The organism is Paenibacillus urinalis, assembly GCF_028747985.1.
GTDB lineage: Bacteria > Bacillota > Bacilli > Paenibacillales > Paenibacillaceae > Paenibacillus > Paenibacillus urinalis.
Genome location: NZ_CP118108.1, coordinates 5355472 through 5374406 on the forward strand (window position 1 = coordinate 5355472; position 18935 = coordinate 5374406).

Consider the following 18935-nt stretch of genomic DNA (forward strand, 5'->3'; position numbering starts at 1 on the left):
GTGCTGCAGTTACTGCATTGGCTACATGACATAGCTTCTCTTGGAGTTATTGAGCGTTTTCCTTGCGTGTCGTTAGCCCTTTGGGCATTCACGAACTCGTACCTCCTTGATTAGTTCGAACAAAGCAAGGCTCCTTCCCTCCCGGAGGTTGTGTTGTCCTGCGTTCCTCGGTAGTATGAGCCCCTCGGACTCCCTTCCTGCAGACAATTCACTTCGCATTTCGTGCTTATAGAGCGTCTCTTTACGGTTTCAAAAAAAATCCCGTGCAGGGGAGGGTCTCTCCAGTTCACTGCATCCTCTTTCATTCCATGCCGATCCCCTCTTCGCTGTCACTCCAAGTTCATAACAGCTTCCATGGCCTTCATCTATATACCCAAGATTCGGCTTCCTCTTCTCCCTCTTGCGAGGCCTTTTTGACGACGCGGCAGGATTCACTTCATGTTACGGCCTGACATGTTGCTCGCCCTGTCTCTGACAGGTACTTTGGTCGATTCGCTTTTACGCACAGATTTCGCCATACGCAAGAATCCTAACTACACGGGGGCTTGGCCCCTCCCGTGACCGGACTTTCACCGGCTAGAAGATGCGTGCTTGGCTGGGCACGCTTTACAAAAAAGAAACCGCCTTATAAAATAGGCGATCTCACTAAAGGAACAGTGACTTTATATTAGATACGTTTATTAGTACCTAAACCCATAATATTCACAATTTTTAAGCAGCAAAGTTTCCTCCTCTACTAAATATAGTGGGTAAATCGACATAATTGCCCATGATATGGTACTATAGTAGCAAAGATTGTGGGAGGCCTGTATTAATGATAGATCGTTTATTATTGAATGAGGCGGCTTATTTTTATCGTAGTTCAGGCAGACTTACTTCAACTCTCATCAATACAGTTTTTCAGTCAGTTGCCAAAAATAAAACTGGACGTTTCGTGTATAAAGTTGTAAACGAAACAAAGAATTATGGAAATAAAGTTATCAACTTTTCATTGTGCATATTTAAAACGAAAGGAAAGCCTAGCTTCTTAGATTCAGAAGGTACTGAGGAAGAGCAAAAATATTCTTACGTATTACTGATACATTATTCTAACATGTTGATTGTTAGCAAGAAAAACGCCAGTGGTGTAGAGAGGCTTCTTTCGGAGTACATAAACGAAATTGATTATGTCACCATCTCACGATTGTTTCTTAGTGACAGGGCATTTTTCGAGAAGTTTTCAATGTCAAATATGGATGTTAGCGACAATGCGGTAAGAAGAAGAAATATTGAAGCTATTGACCTTAAGAGTTCATTTTCGCCTATATACGCTAGCAAGTACATTTTAAATTCCATCAGAATAAAAGACCAGGATAGCAATAGGATTACACTTGCTTTAAATACCTCAAAAATAAATCGATTGGGTAAGAAGGGGTCTTTTGAGGATTACCTACAGTGGGTCATTCAGGTAGTGGATAAAATTGAGAATTTCCAACCGCAGGAGAGCTACTTGGACAACTTCTCCACTCCTATAAAAGTTCAAGAGACCTTAGGTCGACTTGTTCCCACAAGTATTCTTTTCCACTTTGGAGAGTTATTAGATCAATTAGATAGGGGCGATGTTGAACGTATTGAGTACCGAGTCGACGAACAAAAAATACGTTCCATTGATTTTCAGCATTTTATAGGCTCCTTTAATACTTTTTGCGAAGTTAGTGTTAATGAAGTTGAAGGAACCGAACGAGCTATATATCGGGTAACAAACCCCATCGATAAAAGATTGCAATTAAAGAAACTTAAAAGTTCCATGAGAATCAGCTCGTCTAAGCTAAAAAACATCTACATTGTTTATGCCACATCCGAAATAAGACTCATTGACTACATAAATAACACGCAAAGTTTTATAGTAACATTTTCTGAGTTTGATGTTGTATATACAAACAAAAGGTTGTTTAAAGACAACAAACTACTTGCAAATTTGGACACTTTTATAAATGTTTTAGAAGAGTATCCAGCGCTTGGAAGTATCCTTTCAGAAAAAGGAACCGTTGAAGCAAATATGTCTCGATTTGAGAGTAATACTCTCTTCGACTTTGTTGATTCAGTCCTAGCACTTGACTCGGATTATCTATTTTGTGACGACCTTGGAAATGAATTTGCTGACTTTATCTCCATTTATAATCAAAGAAGCGTTTGTTTTTATCATGCAAAGTATGCATCATCCCAATTTTCAGCTAGCGACTTCCAAGTTGTAATTGCTCAAGCATTAAAAAATATAGGGAACATGATTCCATCAAGCGCCCAACTTGAACAGAAAAGAGAACGTTGGAATTCTCTATACTCGAGGTCTAATATTGCAATGATGCGGAAAGGAGACAGCGTTGAGAATGGAATTGTAAGCTTCACAAAAACGCTGAATCATCCTAACGCAACAAGTCATATATACATCGTAGTAAACTATATTTCAAAAAGTAGAGTTATATCTGAGCTCAATGAGTTAAGAAAAGGTGGTAACACTTCGGCACAAACTATTCAACTGTTTTGGCTACTCTCATCCTTTATTTCTACGTGTAAAGAGTTGGGGTTCCAAGCTCATATAACCTGCAAACCTTAAGAATATCACATATAAAAGTTGCCCCCTTCCCAGCAGAACGAACGTTCGCGTCTTTCTTGACAAAACTCTATCTATGGATTATGCTAATACCAACGTGAAGCACACGTAAATCAAGGGTCCCCCCTTGCTTACGTGTGCTTTTTATATCTGTAAATGGAGGCAGAAACGGTTTCCACCTTTCAATACTGCTGCCATGTTTACTCCTGTATATTTGACAGCCATTAAAGCTCCGTTTTCATTAAACTAGTTTTATCGAGGACACGTTGCGGATCTATATATATTCAAGGCAAGAGCATTGTTTTGTGTTAAAATTATTGCGGGTGGTGAGTTGATGTTATTAAGAGAAAATGCTACAGCTGAAAAGCTACGGGGAGGATATTATACACCACCGGCTTTAGCTGATTTTATTACTAGATGGGGCTTTACCGATAATAATGTTCGTCGAGTGTTGGAACCAAGTTGTGGTGATGGAGCCTTTGTTGAAAGTCTCCTAGCGGTTGAACAACCTTTCTCGTGTACTGCTATTGAAATTATTCACGAAGAAATGCTTAAAGTGCAGAACATGACCACAAGAAATGATCATTTTACTGTGATGCACGAAGATTTCTATTCTTGGTACAGAGAGAATTTAAATGGCGAGAAGTATGATCTTATCGTCGGAAATCCCCCATATATAAGATATCAGTATTTATCTGAAGAGCAAAGAGAAGAGCAGTCTCGAATCTTAATATCTAATGGAATGAGATCAAATAAGTTAATCAACGCTTGGGTTTCCTTTGTAGTAGCTTGTGTAAGTCTGCTAGATAGAAACGGTAAAATCGGCTTAGTTATACCGGCCGAACTCCTACAGGTTGCCTACTCAGAAGATTTAAGAAACTATTTAATGAGAAACTTGCAGCATATAACTATTGTTACGTTCCGTGAGTTAGTTTTCGAAGATATTGAACAAGAGGTTGTTTTATTATTAGGAGAGAAGGACGTTGAGCATGCGGAAGAACATCAGATAAGAATTCTCCAATTCAATAACATAATAGATCTTGTTGAAAACTTCGAGACCAATACCGTCCCTTTCGTAGATATTGAATTTACAAATACGAAATGGACGAGATATTTCTTAAGCACAAATGACAATGTCTTAATAAATGAAATCAGGCAAAGTGCTAATTTTATTCAGTTTAATGAGATAGCGGAAGTAGATATTGGAATTACAACCGGCAATAATGACTTCTTTTGCGTTGACCGTGCCACTGCCGAAGATTACGGATTGATCAATATCTCCAGGCCCTTAATAGCTAGAAGTGTTAGTATGGACGGAATATATTTCAACGAACAAGTTTGGCAAGCAAATGTTGATAGGGGAGCAAAAGCATATTTGCTGGACTTCCCTACTATTGATTTTGAACAGTACCCCGAAGGGCAAAGACGTTACATTAGTGAAGGTGAGGAGCGCGGCGAAAACACTGGATATAAGTGTCGCATTCGGAACAGGTGGTACCAGGTCCCATCGATCTGGGCGCCGGATGCTTTCTTCTTGAGAAGGAACTACCTTTATCCAAAATTCGTTCTTAATGATTTTAATGCTGTAAGTACTGATACAATGCATAGAATAAAATTTGCCGATGGTATTGATAGTAAAAGGGCTATTTTAGCTTACTATAACAGTATAACGCTTGCCTTTACTGAAATTGAGGGCAGAAGTTATGGTGGTGGCGTACTAGAGATATTACCGGGTGAAGTCGAAAAGATATTTGTCCCCAACCTGTTCCAAGTTGAACTATTAACAGACGATTATGTTGAACAACTATTACATTTGATCGATGACCATGTAAAAAATAACGATGACATACTCGGTATACTTCCGGAGATTGACAAGCGAATACTTGTTGAATTATTAAATATACCCGTAGAGACTGTCACCGCGTTCAGGGACATGTGGTTATTATTACGAAACAGACGGTTAGAACGGGGAAGAAAACGTTAGCAACCCCCAATATATTATTCAACCTATTCAAAAGAGTCCTTTCCTTAACGGGGAGGGCTCTTTTTTATGTACTTACCATTATACCTCTGCAGCTTAATTTAAAAATTCTGTAGAATGTCCAATCGATATTTCTACAGTAAAACATGGATATTCAACGATAAATAGCAATAAATCGCACTTTTCCCTCCAGGTTTAATAAATCCCGCTTGATAATTTCTGTAGAATATAATATGCTATACCTACAGAAACCAAGTGGGGTGACATGCAATTATGGCTAAGATGCAGTTTTTAATGCAAGGAATGAACGCTGAATTTAACCACAAGAAAGCAGTGGAGGATTTACTGTCGCTTGAAAATGCCAATCAAATTATCCTTAGTACGGCCTTTCTAACCAGTGAAGGGGTTTATTTGCTTAGAGAGCCCCTGCAGGCTGCTAATGATAAAATAACAGCCTTTATTGGGGTGAGAAACGGTATAACATCCAAGCAAGGTTTTGAGAGCTTATTTGAACTAGGTGTGGAAACTTACGCTGTTGACACGGGAAGCAGCAGATTTATTTTCCATCCCAAAGCATTCTTGTCAATGAACTCTAACAAGGCGGTTTCTATTGTTGGAAGTGCAAATTTAACTTATGGTGGTTTAGTAAATAACTTGGAGTCGAGTTCCGTCACAGAACTCGATCTGAAAAACAATTTTGATGACAATCAATATGTTCAAAGCTTCATTAACGTATTTGCTGAATTAAAAGCTAACTTCCCAGAGAATGTTATAAAAATCGGTAGCAAAGAAACTATCCAGCTGTTGTTTGACGAAGGAAAACTTATTGATGAATCGGAACCTAAAAAGATATCAAATGTCGGCAGAAATAAAAAGGGTGAAGAAGTAACCCCTGTAATGCTGCTAAAACGCGAGAAGGTGTCTTTACCTGCCAAGGCAAGAAAAGCGGCTAATAATATGGATCGTAAGCACCAATTAGAGCAAACGGAAATCTTAGATCCCGCTACTGTTGCAATCTTGGATAATAAAAGTATGGAACTTAGGGAGGTATGGATGAGTAAAGAATTAAGAGAAAGGGATTTGAATGTGCCTACCGGTACTACAACAAATGTTACCGGCTCCATGCTCTTAAAAAAGGGCCAGTATGATATAGACCAACAGACTTACTTTCGTGAAGATGTCTTTAAACACCTCAACTGGAGTAATAGGCCAGGAAAGGACAGCCATTTTGAGTACGCAACAGCAAAGTTCCACTTCATTATTGAGGGAATAAACTACGGTGAGTATAAATTGGAACTTAAGCACGACACAAGAACGGATACCAAAACGTACGAGCAACGGCAACCTATGACCCACCTCTTGTGGGGCAATGCCAAGAAACTTATTGCCAATCGCAATCTGTTAGAGAAGCACCTTACTCTGTTTCAGGTTCTTGGATCTGCAGATGAGTTTTTAATTGAAATTCAGTAGGAGCAAACTAACCCCATGACGCTCAAGGCGTAATGGGGTTAGTTTGACGAAAAGTTTTAAGGAGAAATTAAGTGAGTTTGGGTTGCAATGAAAAATATAAAGCGCCTTAAAAGGCAGAATTTGAACAGAAATCCAAAATGGCGATGGGAACTGGATTATGTTAGTTTCAGCTCTAAATCATTCAATAAAGGTCAAAGAAAATCATCAACTATTACTCTTTAAACAGAAGGAAATACCTCTCCTGCATGATAAGGATATGCTGGTTTTTAACACTCAACGCGTGTAGATATTGTGAGGACAAATACTTCGTACCTACAGACCATGTGGGGACATTAACACCGTGTTCATGGAATCTTGATGTCTGAAATCTGGAAAATCAAACAGCAGAATTTATATTTTATATGGGAGGATCTCTGGGTAGAGGGGCATCCTAATCTTTCATGGGCAGTATGATTTCCCGATCCGATTTTCCCGGTTCACGAGCTTGCAGAGTGCTATCTAATTTTCAAGCTCAGGATCCGTTCCTGACGCATGGAAAAGTGGAACAACCTGAATGGCCACATCAAGAACCTACATCGAACTTGGTGGATTATGGGTCATTTCCATAGCTATTTTTTTCCCTAATCTGACCACTTTCGCGACGAATCACAACTTCTGATCGTTGGTTTCTGGCAATTTCAGTTGCTCGTGATATAGCTTCTGCCTGAGTGTTTGTTCGTACAGTTGCTCTTTCATTACCGGCTCCTTTTACTTGCTAACCACCATCATGATGTGGGGTCACATGTTGGTTACTTTTTCATCTTCCTATTCCTCCTTACTCTCTTTTCTTTTTAAAGTTCTATTGGACTCCCTTGATTTTTATTATTAAGAGTCCCCTTTTGAAGTCCCAACAGGCCTCTATCTCGGACCTGTTTTAGGCTCAGTCCATGGCGGGAAAGTTCTAAAATAAGCTGATCACCGGATAATGCATCATTTGTAATAAGAACATCTATTGCCTTTTTAAGTACCGTTGGCTGCGGGACTGCAATAATATCATCCAAAGGCTCTTTCGTCCTCCAACCCCTCTTTGAAATCTGTCTCAGAAGATATTGATACTGATTAGAGTTGATTACCTTCAATTGATGTGCTCGCATTACCATTGCAGCTATGGATACTTTCCATTTCTTTTTCAATTCAACGTAAAAGTCCAATATATGCAAGATTAATATTTCCTAAACAGATAAGGCGATTGCGATAGAATCGTACATTATTTCACGTAACAAAATACGAACTTCTTTATTTCCTTAACTTATACCTATCTCGTTCGTTACAATAGACCATATTAGTTCAAATATGAAATCGCCACAAAAACTACATCAATCATATATTATTACTATGAATATAATACAAGGAGGACTACATGGATAATAAATATAATCAATTGCTATCACTACTTGAAAAGACGTTTAACTCTGATGGCGACATCTACATCCTTGCAATCTCAGAAATACAAACCAAATATGTAGTTAGAGAGCGATCCGTACACCAAGTGCGGATCGCTCTTACTTTTCAGGAAGGTAACACAGTAAATCCTTATTATGACGGCACGGATCTATATGTAACAATGAGCGAGGACAAAATTCAATTCGCTCTCGAAGAAAAATGGGCTGACGGCCCTCCGGCTGTCGAGGGAAGCCCTATTGAGCTTGCGTTAGGATGGGTGTCGGAGCTGGCTGAACCATTTTATGTTTCGCCAGAAGCACTTGCAGCGGCCAAATCTCACAACCCGATCCATAACAGAGACTCCAGAAAAGAAGATGTTCAGGAGGGATCAGATACATGATTGATCTTACGTCGGACAAGGCAATTTTAAATCTGTACGCGAGCAAATCATTTCCCCACCCCTGCTTAGTATTTATCCAGAATTACATGCAACAAATATGTTTGGCACTTGAAGACGAACCCTTCCCACCTCCTGGTCAATGGTTCTTCCTATTGGAGACAACCGACAAGTTAATCCCTGCTCATGATGACCAGATGATATTTTTATGTGCATTGGGTACGTTTTACCCCGAATTCATCGAACAACATACCTTTGACGATGGCAGTAGCCTCTTCAAAATCTACATCATGCTGGACAACGAGTGCAGCATGACGTTTTTTACGTTACAAGGCTTCCACTCCGAAGAGGCAGAGCATTGGCTAATTACTAATTCGATTGGAACTTATCAACTCACAAAAAGGAGTAGTTTTTGAATGTCCCTACAACTCACTGATGCAAAAAGGAAGGCTCTCATTGCGCTTATTAAAAACCATCATGAGCAGCACTTAGCCCGTTTCCCCTTTGCCAAATATCCGATCGAACCGTTGGACGTCTGGAAGCGACAATTCAGTGATCCTGCAAACGTCGATTCGAATACACTGCGGTCTGCCCTTTCTTGGTCTTGCGGCAAATGGCAGCAGCAAAGTATTCTCTATTCTTATAAAAAGCTTCATTTGGCTGTTGTCAGTCACTGGAAGGGGTTTGTCGAGCAAATTGAACCGGAACCAATACGTATCATCAATTATTGGACAGATTTGCTTGGAAGTGGGGAACACGCATTCAATACCGTTGCCTTTCTCGCCCATCTTCTATGTCCCGAGCAGGTAGAGCTTGCTGATTCCCGCCGGATCAAAGGCATGAACGATTTGTTCATGGAAGTAGAGCTATCAGACGAATGCACAGATTTTGAGAAAATTTCTACTGCTGTGGATCAATATACCCAATTTTACCGGCTGCTCTTACCTAAGATGCAACCCATCCTCGGCGATAAAACTCCCTTGAAGCTGAGCCGTTTTTTGTATGTCTATGGATATCGTGAAGTCCTTAAAACCAGCAGCCTTGAGCCTACCGTAAGTTCACTTGATTGGGAGAAAGTCGATAGTAGCCGGTTTAACATACATCTGATTTCGGAAAAAGCAAATGCAGATATTTTGTTTGCCTGCCTGTTACTTACATTAGAAACAAAGAAAGAAAACACTGATAAACTTACCGTACAAGACATAGTGGGCTTAATTCCTCTTGGTAGCGGCGGAATTTGTAATGCCGGTAGTTACAACTATGCTCTAATCTCCATGTTCGGAAGGCAAAAAAACAGGGACTATTTCCACTTTGATGATCCTGGCATTGTCGATATATTTACGCAACAAGCCAACCAGTCTACCCGGGACATGAGATTCTATGACAGCTATGCAGATCATATCGTCACCATCAATCCAAAATACATTAAAAATAATAATAAGCTGTGATTTTTAGTAATTAGTGAAAGTAGGTTAATTGACCCTGTTCGAACACGAGACAATTCAGTTTTCGATATTTACAAAGGTCTTTATCTGATACCAAAACCTCGGCGGTACTTAAAGCTAACTTCTCGATAATCAAAAAGGCTTGCGGTCTAATTTAGACTACAAGCCCTTCGCTTTCCTTTAGTATTCCGCCTCATTAATCTTTAAAAGAAATCTGTATGGTTGATATGCCGATCAATACTTTTCCTTTTCCAATTCATTATAGGTACTGATCATATCTTTAGTAATTCTATGGACCAATTTAACTTCTGCCAGACTTCTCTCTTCTAAAAGAGATAGGTGCATGCTGAGTATATGATGCTTTTCAGTTACCCCTTCCACTTCATCAAGTTGTCCGAATTTTAAAGCTTCTATCGGCTCAACCTCGAGTGCCGAGGCTATCTTTTCTAATGTATTCAAAGATATGTTTCGTTCACCGCGTTCTACCCCACCGATATACGAAACCTGCAAATCTGCGGCTTCTGCTAATTTTGCCTGGGACATCCCACGTAACAAGCGCAGTTGTCTAATTCGTGCCCCGACAAGTTGCAAAAAAGCTGACATTCCACCCACCCCTTATTAGTTAAGGGTAGGGAAATCAGCACTCACACAGAAAGATCATTAAACTATAAAATTCATTGATTAAAACACTTATTGTGCCTACAATGGGGATATATTACCTAAGTTAGTCCTTTGGTAGTATATCAGTCATATAAGGTCAAAGGTCTTCATGTGACCAAGACTACACTCAATTCGATCAAGAAAAATTTAGAAGAGGTGTACAATGAACAGTCAAGAAATGACTCAAACAAACGAAGGCGCAGGAGGATACTCCTTTGTCTGGAATGGCGGCTTTAGTTATTTAACCTATCTTAAGAAGAAGAGCAATGTTGCTATTTTAAGTGACAGGCTCAGAATCACTGTGCAAAACTTTATTTTAGGTGCCTTTCCTAATAGTCCTAAGAGTACCGATATACCATTTTCAAACATTAAAAGCGTCTCACTCAGTTCCAAAATCAACTGGTTTGATCTTGTCTTCTCCATCCTGTTTGTTATTGTCACGTTAATCAGCATGTCGTTCTGGCCTCTCCTGCTAACGGCATTATTCATATGGCGAACGTTTAATACCTGTGTAAGTATAACCGATCACCAAGGCAATAAATTTCGCATCCTAACTGGCTCAAAAGCTGCCGCTAACAACTTTGTTCAAAAAATAACGAAAATCGTCAATACACACCTGGAAATAGCGGTAACCGCTGAAAACGGGATAAACCATGCAGTTTCGCAGCCGGTTATTCCAATCAAGGAAAGCAACAAGAAAAAAACTGCTTTTCTATTTGCTAGCGCGGCGGTCGTGGCTCTTGCCATTCTAATGGTTGCCATACAATCCAATGGCGGCACTGGAGACGGAGCGGACAATAAGTATGTCGAGTGGGTAAAAAATGGGGTCATCACAGGTACTGATTTAAAAATGAGCCAGGTGCTTGAGAATGATAAGTATTTTAGTAACGTTGAATGGAAGGAAGTCAAAGAAGAAGGCAACGATTTGGACAAGTTTGTCATGTACCAAGCGACACTTTCAGATCAAGACGTAAAAGTTTCCATCCGAACTGTTTTTCAGGTTTTTGGTGAAAATCATTTTGAGGCTGTAGAAACATCCTCTGACGGTGAAATCTTACATACCTCTGACTGGTATGTTTTTCTGGCCGATATGGTCGATAAGTACAAGGGTGTAGAGTCTCCAGCGACAGCAGAACAAAGCAACAAACCAGAACAAGAACAAACAGTAGAAGTTGAGGAAACAGCAACTCAAATAGAGAATTCTAATGTAGATTCCAACAATCCCGTAACACCTTCATCTGAAGAAATTAACTTGACAAGTTTCGTCAAATGGAGTCCCGCTGATCCTGATACAACGTTGCCTCTGCAGTTCGACGGAGAGAATGTAACGCTACAGGTTGGTTTAGATTCACCCAACGGCATAAAGGTTCTTGCAATGAGCGAAAATCTTGGACAAGGATGGAATCTCACTTTAGATACAAACGCGGATAGCGGAAGTCCCTTCGATGAATTTGGGGATCTGAGAGAAGGCTTTAGCCTTTACATTAACCATTACTATTTCGAAGATGATACGGCCCCTGAAATTGTCATCGCAGCTAGTGACGGCATGTTGGAAACTTACGTCTGGGTCTTCGGCTACAATTACACATTCACTGAAAATGGAACACAGCCGCTAGATCTTATTTGGTACGGAGAAGGACAATCGGATGTCATTCTCGAAGGTAACAAGATACTGCTTCCGTTTGGCTCTCAAGGCTTGTTTGACGAGTATGTATACAGCAACAACACATTCGTAAAACAGTGACCAGTGAGTATAAGCGGATATTCAAAAAGAACCAGGAGGCAAGCTACATATGAAGAGGTTTTACTGGAAGTCCATGCTATTCATTCTATTGACTTTTACTCTACTTCCTCTCGGCGGCATTGCCAATGCAAGTTCAGCGGCCGCAGAAAAGAGCAACTATTACTTCGTCTACAATAGTTCAAGGGTTGACGCTAAGGACCTTGCAGCTATTAAGCAGTACACCACTAAGTTCAAAGGCACCAACAATGTTTTGTTCGACGCAAAAAACTACAAGGAAGCTACTAAATTACTTGATGCCCTGAAAGCCCAGCAGAAGAAGATCGGCGGAAAAGTCGCCGGTGTCCAAATCTTCGGCGTGGCTAATGACGTTCCCTCTTTCTCGTATGTACATAAAGTACAAGCCATGGCACCCACCGAAAGATGGAACGGTGTCGAATTCAACGACAGTGAAACATTCGTTACCGACTTTTTCTACTCGACATTCAAGAACGACAGTAAATATCTGAATTCCGACATAGCTGTCTTTGATATTTTCGAAAAGAATACTCCACTCACCCTCATCCCCGAATGGCCTGTATCCCGCTTGCCTCTGACGAAGGGTGAAATTGCCGGATATGTAAACCGTTATGACGCTTACCGTAAGCAGATTGAAGGTAAGTCCGTTCCGACTGTTGTGCTGAGCGTTCCGACTAATATTCAGGATAACCTGGCACAAAACGATATGGCCTTCTTTACGAATCGTTTAAAGGACGAATTTGGCCTCTTCAAGAATTTTGGCCTTCGCACATATTACAAGGACTTGAAGGCCAATTTGGTGCAAGAGAACAAAAAGGGAGTCATGGACCTTGTCGTAAATAGTTTGGGTGACGGAGAAGGCGCGAAACAGAACAAGGAATTGTTTATGAGCCGCTCGACTGTAAAAAGCGGACTGACCTCTAACTATTACACCGCGTTTTTCTGGGGGTTGAGCCCGGCTAAGGGACTTGGTTCGGACAACATCATCCATGACGGCCTGACGAAGGGAAAGATGATTAACCCTATCTCGCATACTGGCATGGCGTCTAACGGGGGCGGAATGAATAACTACGTCTGGACTATGGTAGAAGAAAATGAACAAGGGCAATGGTTTGACTACGTACCTGTTACTTATGAGATGCTGCAGGAAATGAATCCATACTATTTCATCTATCACTACTATGCAGGACTTGATGAGGGGAAAATGCGGCTACAAAGTTTCCATGACGCTAAGGTCGAGTACGCCAATCAGATGTGGGAGCACCGCGACGTATACGGATACATGCAGGGATTCGAGAATGTCATTTCCCTACACTATCTTGGGTTGGCAGATTACGAGTAATGAATATATAAGGAGTTATCGGTGGTAATACCGATAGCTCCTTCTTTTTCTGATAACGCCCAGATGATTTATCACCATATTCAAGTTACTAAATGACAGGAATCTCTTTCATGAGACTATGCTTTCAAATATAGTTATAAATGTATATTATAACCATGTATAACGCCGAGACGCTCGGCGTGCGGCACGTAGGAACATAGATACGGAACGTATAAAACGAAAGATACAAGAACCTTTACAGAAGTCATTATTATTCAGGCACCAAATCCATTAAACGGATTAGGTGCCTTCATATTTTTTAAGGAGGAGTAAGCTATGTACCCTTACCCACAGCAACTTGAAATGCCATTGGATAATTGCAACGAAAATAAACTGCCTGCCAAACGAGTCAATATCGTCAGCCTAAAGATCGTTAGGGAATCTTCGCTCCTCTACCCGGAGCGGGTCATTCGGTCACCCCTGGATGCCGTAAAGCTCTTGCAGTCATTTCTCCAAGATGCAGACAGAGAGTACTTTATTGTCGTTTGTCTGGACACCAAAAATCAAGTCAACTCGATTACAACAAGTCATATTGGCACTCTTAATGCTAGTATCGTGCACCCCCGGGAATGCTTTAAGACAGCCCTACTAAGCAATGCCGCAACAATTCTTATCGCCCATAATCATCCAAGCGGCAGTGCAACGCCTTCACCGGAAGACATCACCATTACAAAGCGACTATGTAAAGTTGGGGAAATTCTCGGTATTGAATTGCTGGACCATATCATAATTGCAGACACAGACTATTGCTCACTCAAGGAAAAGAATTATATATAACTATAACAGGACGGGGATTTTACCTCGTTCTTTTTTTCCATCCTCCCTCTCGACTTTGGACTACCTTCCTTATTCCTGATATCATTTACACGAAAGGGGCTAAATAGGGTGGAAACAAAACCGTACAATAGACGCACTCACTATTCAAAATCTAAAAAAACCAGTGAACCTAAAGATTACTATTCTCTAAGGTCGCTGTCCAAAGAGATATTCCCTTACATCAGCGAAGAACGCGCATACCGGAATACTCTTGCCAATTTCAAAGAAGCTTGTTCGCTTATAGGCAAAAGTGTGGATGATTATCGAACTAAGAAAAATTCACCGATTCGAATTCCTTCAAGCCAAAAGACGGCAATCATGCTCTTAATTCGTCATATCTCAATCTATAAAACCGGTCTTGCCTTCAAAAATCAGGATTATGACAAGATCACCGAGTACGCTAAGGATCTTATCGAAACAAAGGACGCTATTGATCGGGCTGATTTTGCAAATATGGAAAAAAACATGGATGATTATGCTAATTTTTACGATTTATTCTATAGTTCATCAGAGATTCGCCTCATTATTGCCCACCAATTGAAAATGGAAGTTACTGAACGCCTCATGAAGGACTTCACTTACATAGCCGAAAAAGTACCCGAAGATCGTGCCACAATGTATACTGAGTTTTACAGAAATGAGATTCAAAGGGCGATAAAGAAAGCCTCTGCTGTCATAAGGAAAATGAATGAAGAGCAATGGTACAATCAAATAGGAAATGAATAAATTGCATGCATAACAGCAGCCGAACGGCTGCTGTTTTTTTAGTATAGGAACGAACGTTTGTGTACTCAAACCACATTTCCACAAGAAAATAGTACATACTTTTCGATTATTGATCAATTTATGATTTGTCCATAAGATTTCGAAGCACCTCTCGTACTGATCAGCTTTGAAATCCTCCGTTCTTTGATAATCGAATAACGCTGGTTACCAGCGCTCTAGACAAGCGCCCGTTTCCAGCCATGGTTCATCGCAAGGTGAACAAATACCGCAGTGCAGATAGCAAGCGGTAAATCTAACTAAATGGAGGTTTTACTGATGGCAAATCGTATTCATGCAATCAAATTTCTGGAGAACTACGATCTTCAGAATCGGATCTTAAACATTAAGTCCGAAGCAGAGGTAAGTCCCTCACTACTGGATGAGTTGAAGTGTATTGAAGGCTTAGATTTGACCGACGCACAGCCCGACCTAGGCTTCTATCGGATGTTGGCTACCGAATACGACCGTTATCTGCAAGAAAAGCACTTGGATAACATTTCGCTGGTGATTACCGGTATCGACAACACCCCCTTTTCATCGGACAACGGTAAGCACCTCATAAGTGAAGCCTGTCGGCGGATTGAATCATCGCCTTTCGGTTCAAGAATGGATTTTTATGAGAGTGACTTCATAATCGAAGTTCTTTGGTTTCCAACAACACTTATCTGCTTTGGGGACTTTGATTCTAAACAAGTCGAAGAGGTTCGACTCAACGTTTACAACTATTTGGTCGATGTCTTGGGTCTCCTAGTGGAAGACGTGAGCTTCTCCGTTATTGATGGTGGAGGTGGCCGGGAGGATTGGTTCTACGATTACTACTTTCTCCCACGCAAAATCGCGGACATATTCAATGGGGCTGAAGGCCTCCTTGCGTCCTATCAGTCAGATGGAGAAAAGACGATCATGGGCTATTTTCGAGAAGATAATGACTTGGAGAACTTGAAGGCTGCTGTTCAAAGCCAACTCCCTGCGCCTATTGGCTTCGATATAAACCTTCCTGATAATTTTGAAGCCTCTACCCGCACAATCTTCTTTATGCCTACGTTCAGAATTAACCTGAATATCCCAGCGGGGCAATCTGCGGGAAAGATCCTTCAGTTGGTCAACCAGCATTTTGACGTATTGCAGACAACGGTGTTTGGTGGACACATTTACCTTGAATGCAAGTCATCAGAAGGCCCGTTTGCTAACACAGTTTCTGATATTGTCGCAAATATTCAGGAGATTCTCTCCCCATTCGTGATCCCGGTTCTCCACGATTTAAGCCTGGATGTGTTGAGCGTTCAGTTCATATTGACCTACACGGAATACTGATTTTAAAGAATTTATACCTGAAGGAGGTCAGAACTATGCAAACAATCATTAAAGCGATGTACGCTTATGCAGAGATGGGCTGGCCGGTTTTCCCCGTCTGTTCACATGACCATGACGGAATGACAGGTAGACATAAAGCCACTTGTGATCGACCGGGTAAACGCCCGTTAATCAAAAATTGGCAACATTGCAAAGCACCCAACGAAGAACGAATTAAAGAATGGATCGATACTTGGAGTTGCTTTAACATCGGACTTTTGCTTGGCAGTCCAAGTGGGCTCGTTGGTATTGACGTTGACGGAGAAGGCGGTAAACGCCTTCTCCGTCACCTCAGTGGAGGGGATCTGCCAACTACGTGGATGTTTCAAACTCCCAATAATGGAATGCGGTATTTGTACCGAATTCCCGATAAATACACTCTGAACAGCGACCAGACTCAGGATACTTCGCAAGCCCACAGTGAATGCCGTCTTCTTGGAGAAGGATGCCAGACCATCCTTCCCCCATCAATTCATGCCAACGGAGGTAGATACCAATGGATCAACAGCAGCTACATCCCGCAGCCGCTCCAGAATGGATGGTAAATAGGATGACTAAACAGACCAGAACCCTTACCGCCGATTCCAATCTAGCACTTCAAAAACTTGTCTCCCGTTGTAAAGTGTTTGCCGAAGACTGGACTACACAGCAGCAAAGCGGCCTCGATGAAGAAACATGGTTCAAATGGCTCTCACTTCTTTTCCACTCTGCTGGTGCCGATTCTGCATTGGAGTTTTCAAAGGCATCCATTAAGCATGGTCCACGCAGCCAAGAGCGGCTTAGGGACCTTCAAAAGTCGGAGAAAAAGAGATTTGTACGCTGCCGAACCTTGGGATGCGACGAACAAAAGATTGCGGAATGCTTTGCCGGTCAGTTGAGACGAAACGAGAAAGGTACAATAACCAATAGCCCGGCAAGATTTTTACTAAGCAGCTATACTGCCACAACTCCCTCCTGGAAACAACAGGTAGATCCTAGCCAAATTGGGCTTGAAGTTTCCAAGAAAACCGGAAGGTTAATCGGAATAAACGGCAATATTTACGCTCGGTACATTCTTCAAAAAAAACTTGATCTAATCTACTCAAATGATCGCTTTTACGTGTACCAGTCATCTGGCGTATGGAAGTTCGAAGATTCCAATAGGGTTTCCCGTATCCTTCGTGGAATACTGCATAGCTTTGTTCCTGACTCTTGGACCCCCAAGCTGGAATTAGACTATATTTCGGCGCTCAAGGTCGAAGCTCCACGGGTAGATAAAATGGATCCAAACCGAAAGATGATTAATTTGGCCAACGGTATGCTGGACCTTGAAGAATATCAGTTGGTCCCACACGATAAAAGGTACTATTCAACTATTCAGGTGCCCATTCATTACGATCCTACTGCTAAATGCCCGACGTTTCTACAATATCTGAGTGATATTTTCCAAAACGATCAAGAACTTATCGAATTGACTGCGGAAATGCAAGGATACTGCCTCACCACAGAAGTAAAGGCGCACAAAGCCTTTATCCTCTATGGAAAAGGGAGCAACGGGAAAAGTGTTTTGGCTGAGATATTGAACCGGCTTTGCGGAATCGAAAATGTCTCTTCTGTTTCACTCGGAGAGCTTGATAATTCCTTTGCCAGATCTGAATTGGTAGATAAGATTCTCAATCTCGCTACCGAAAATGAAGTGGGTAAATCCGGCTTCGACACGACCTATTTCAAATCAATCGTATCAGGCGATACAATCCGCGTGGAACGTAAGCATGAACAAGGTTTCAGTTACCAGCCGTTCTGCAAGCTCGTATTTGCACTCAATAACTTTCCTTACACAAAGGATAAAAGCTACGGCTTTCTCCGTCGCCTTGTAATCCTTCCGTTCAACAAGACCTTTAAAGAAGAAAAGGCTGACGTAAACCTACTGAACAAGTTGACGGAAGAGTTGTCAGGTATTCTAAATTTTGCATTGAGCGGCCTGAAACGACTGGAAGCAAACGGGTATCGCTTTACCAAGTCACAAGCCGCTAATAATCTTCTCAAGGAATTTAGCGAAGAGTTGAATCCTGTAGAATGCTTCGTCGATGAAATGATTGTTAAGGGTTCCCCAGAAGATCGCGTGAAAAACAAAGATATTGGAACCTCCTTCAAGCAGTGGTGCCAAAGGCAGGGACACGGATCATTGGCTCAATATTCCCAAATCCGGCTACTACGAAACATTCGTGAAATTCTCCAAAGCAAGGGCATCAAAACAGAGGTAGGCAACGCAGGGGATGGTCGTTACACCAAAGGTATCAAGCTAATGAAGAACCCAAATACTCTACTAAATGAAAGTGTTTCGGTAGGCGACATCGAGGATATCACCTAAACCAGTGTGCTGTCCCGGGTGGTTCGGTCTGCTGCGCTCAACTGTCGGTTTACAGCTTCTACTGACACAGTCAGGGCCCTTACGCGGCAAGGCTCTGATTAGACTAGTGTCGGTTGTGTCGGTCAAATGAAATATCCCCCCTGCCAAAAAACAGACCACCAGCATACACCTGTAGGCAAACAAACGGCTTACGGAACCGACACAACCGACACAACCGGCTGAAAAGTCCAGACCACGCAAGACATCTCCCGAAAGACAGTCTAAAAATCAAGCGCAACGGAAGCGAATGATTGCGTTACCCAGGTAGCAGGGGTAACAAAGCCCTTTTCAAGCTGAAATTATTAATTTGATACTATTAAAATCATCATTAAGGGGGAACAAGCATGAAGGAAACATTCGATCACACTGACCCTTCACACCATTTTGAGCTATTCATCGACATTCTGGCGGACATGATTTGCCACTACCTAAAAGCTGAGGATGTCTCCACTGGAGCGGACAAACTCTCTACTCAGTCGTCGCAAGAAGCAGCATAGAGGTGTCGTG

The 18935-nt window shown here is 41.5% G+C and carries 16 protein-coding genes and 1 pseudogene; 14 read left to right on the forward strand and 3 right to left on the reverse strand.

Annotated elements, in window-relative coordinates; genetic code table 11:
• Positions 1–814 precede the first annotated feature (814 nt).
• The 3 genes from PUW25_RS24855 (at position 815) to PUW25_RS24865 (ending at position 6041) form a co-directional block, all read left to right on the forward strand.
• Positions 815–2593 (forward strand): hypothetical protein, encoded by a 1779-nt coding sequence (locus PUW25_RS24855; RefSeq protein ID WP_274337810.1) that lies wholly within the window; start codon positions 815–817, stop codon positions 2591–2593.
• 331 nt (positions 2594–2924) lie between these two features.
• Positions 2925–4574: a class I SAM-dependent methyltransferase gene (locus PUW25_RS24860; RefSeq protein WP_274337811.1), complete on the forward strand. Its 1650-nt coding sequence runs from the start codon at positions 2925–2927 to the stop codon at positions 4572–4574.
• A gap of 270 nt (positions 4575–4844) precedes the next feature.
• Positions 4845–6041 (forward strand): phospholipase D family protein, encoded by a 1197-nt coding sequence (locus tag PUW25_RS24865; RefSeq protein WP_274337812.1) that lies wholly within the window; start codon positions 4845–4847, stop codon positions 6039–6041.
• 589 nt (positions 6042–6630) lie between these two features.
• Here PUW25_RS24865 and PUW25_RS24870 read toward each other — a convergent pair.
• Positions 6631–6783: pseudogene (locus tag PUW25_RS24870) on the reverse strand (DUF2188 domain-containing protein); the annotation flags it as partial.
• Between the two features lie 88 nt (positions 6784–6871).
• Positions 6872–7081 carry a hypothetical protein gene (locus PUW25_RS24875; protein WP_274337813.1) on the reverse strand — a complete coding sequence of 70 codons (210 nt, stop codon included), beginning with the start codon at positions 7079–7081 and terminating at the stop codon, positions 6872–6874.
• 359 nt (positions 7082–7440) lie between these two features.
• Here PUW25_RS24875 and PUW25_RS24880 point away from each other — a divergent pair, with 359 nt between their 5' ends.
• Genes PUW25_RS24880 through PUW25_RS24890 form a run of 3 tightly spaced genes read left to right on the forward strand, consistent with a single transcriptional unit; the run spans position 7441 to position 9308 of the window.
• Positions 7441–7863 carry a hypothetical protein gene (locus PUW25_RS24880; protein ID WP_274337814.1) on the forward strand — a complete coding sequence of 141 codons (423 nt, stop codon included), beginning with the start codon at positions 7441–7443 and terminating at the stop codon, positions 7861–7863.
• Complete coding sequence (locus PUW25_RS24885) at positions 7860–8276, forward strand: hypothetical protein (protein WP_274337815.1); 417 nt, start codon at positions 7860–7862, stop codon at positions 8274–8276. The genes PUW25_RS24880 and PUW25_RS24885 overlap by 4 nt, the downstream gene beginning before the upstream one ends.
• Positions 8277–9308 (forward strand): hypothetical protein, encoded by a 1032-nt coding sequence (locus PUW25_RS24890; RefSeq protein ID WP_274337816.1) that lies wholly within the window; start codon positions 8277–8279, stop codon positions 9306–9308.
• Positions 9309–9539: 231 nt separating this feature from the next.
• Here the strand turns inward: PUW25_RS24890 and PUW25_RS24895 are convergent, their stop codons facing one another.
• Positions 9540–9908 (reverse strand): helix-turn-helix domain-containing protein, encoded by a 369-nt coding sequence (locus PUW25_RS24895; RefSeq protein WP_274337817.1) that lies wholly within the window; start codon positions 9906–9908, stop codon positions 9540–9542.
• Positions 9909–10128: 220 nt separating this feature from the next.
• Here PUW25_RS24895 and PUW25_RS24900 point away from each other — a divergent pair, with 220 nt between their 5' ends.
• The 8 genes from PUW25_RS24900 (at position 10129) to PUW25_RS24935 (ending at position 18925) form a co-directional block, all read left to right on the forward strand.
• Positions 10129–11709, forward strand: a complete 1581-nt coding sequence (locus PUW25_RS24900; RefSeq protein WP_274337818.1) for a hypothetical protein — start codon at positions 10129–10131, stop codon at positions 11707–11709.
• Positions 11710–11758: 49 nt separating this feature from the next.
• Complete coding sequence (locus PUW25_RS24905) at positions 11759–13066, forward strand: hypothetical protein (RefSeq protein ID WP_274338500.1); 1308 nt, start codon at positions 11759–11761, stop codon at positions 13064–13066.
• Between the two features lie 315 nt (positions 13067–13381).
• Entirely contained in the window at positions 13382–13882 is a 501-nt protein-coding gene (locus PUW25_RS24910; RefSeq protein ID WP_274337820.1) for a JAB domain-containing protein, read from the forward strand.
• 108 nt (positions 13883–13990) lie between these two features.
• A complete protein-coding gene (locus tag PUW25_RS24915; protein ID WP_274337821.1) occupies positions 13991–14647 on the forward strand; it encodes a hypothetical protein in 657 nt (218 codons plus the stop codon).
• Positions 14648–14962: 315 nt separating this feature from the next.
• On the forward strand, positions 14963–16000 hold the full coding sequence (locus PUW25_RS24920) for a hypothetical protein (protein ID WP_274337822.1): 1038 nt from the start codon (positions 14963–14965) through the stop codon (positions 15998–16000).
• Positions 16001–16035: 35 nt separating this feature from the next.
• Positions 16036–16584 carry a bifunctional DNA primase/polymerase gene (locus tag PUW25_RS24925; protein ID WP_274337823.1) on the forward strand — a complete coding sequence of 183 codons (549 nt, stop codon included), beginning with the start codon at positions 16036–16038 and terminating at the stop codon, positions 16582–16584.
• The gene (locus PUW25_RS24930; protein ID WP_274337824.1) at positions 16536–18389 is read left to right on the forward strand and encodes a DNA primase family protein; all 1854 of its coding nucleotides are present in this window, start codon (positions 16536–16538) and stop codon (positions 18387–18389) included. Before PUW25_RS24925 ends, PUW25_RS24930 begins: the two co-directional genes overlap by 49 nt.
• Positions 18390–18772: 383 nt before the next feature.
• On the forward strand, positions 18773–18925 hold the full coding sequence (locus tag PUW25_RS24935) for a hypothetical protein (protein ID WP_274337825.1): 153 nt from the start codon (positions 18773–18775) through the stop codon (positions 18923–18925).
• Positions 18926–18935: the final 10 nt, after the last annotated feature.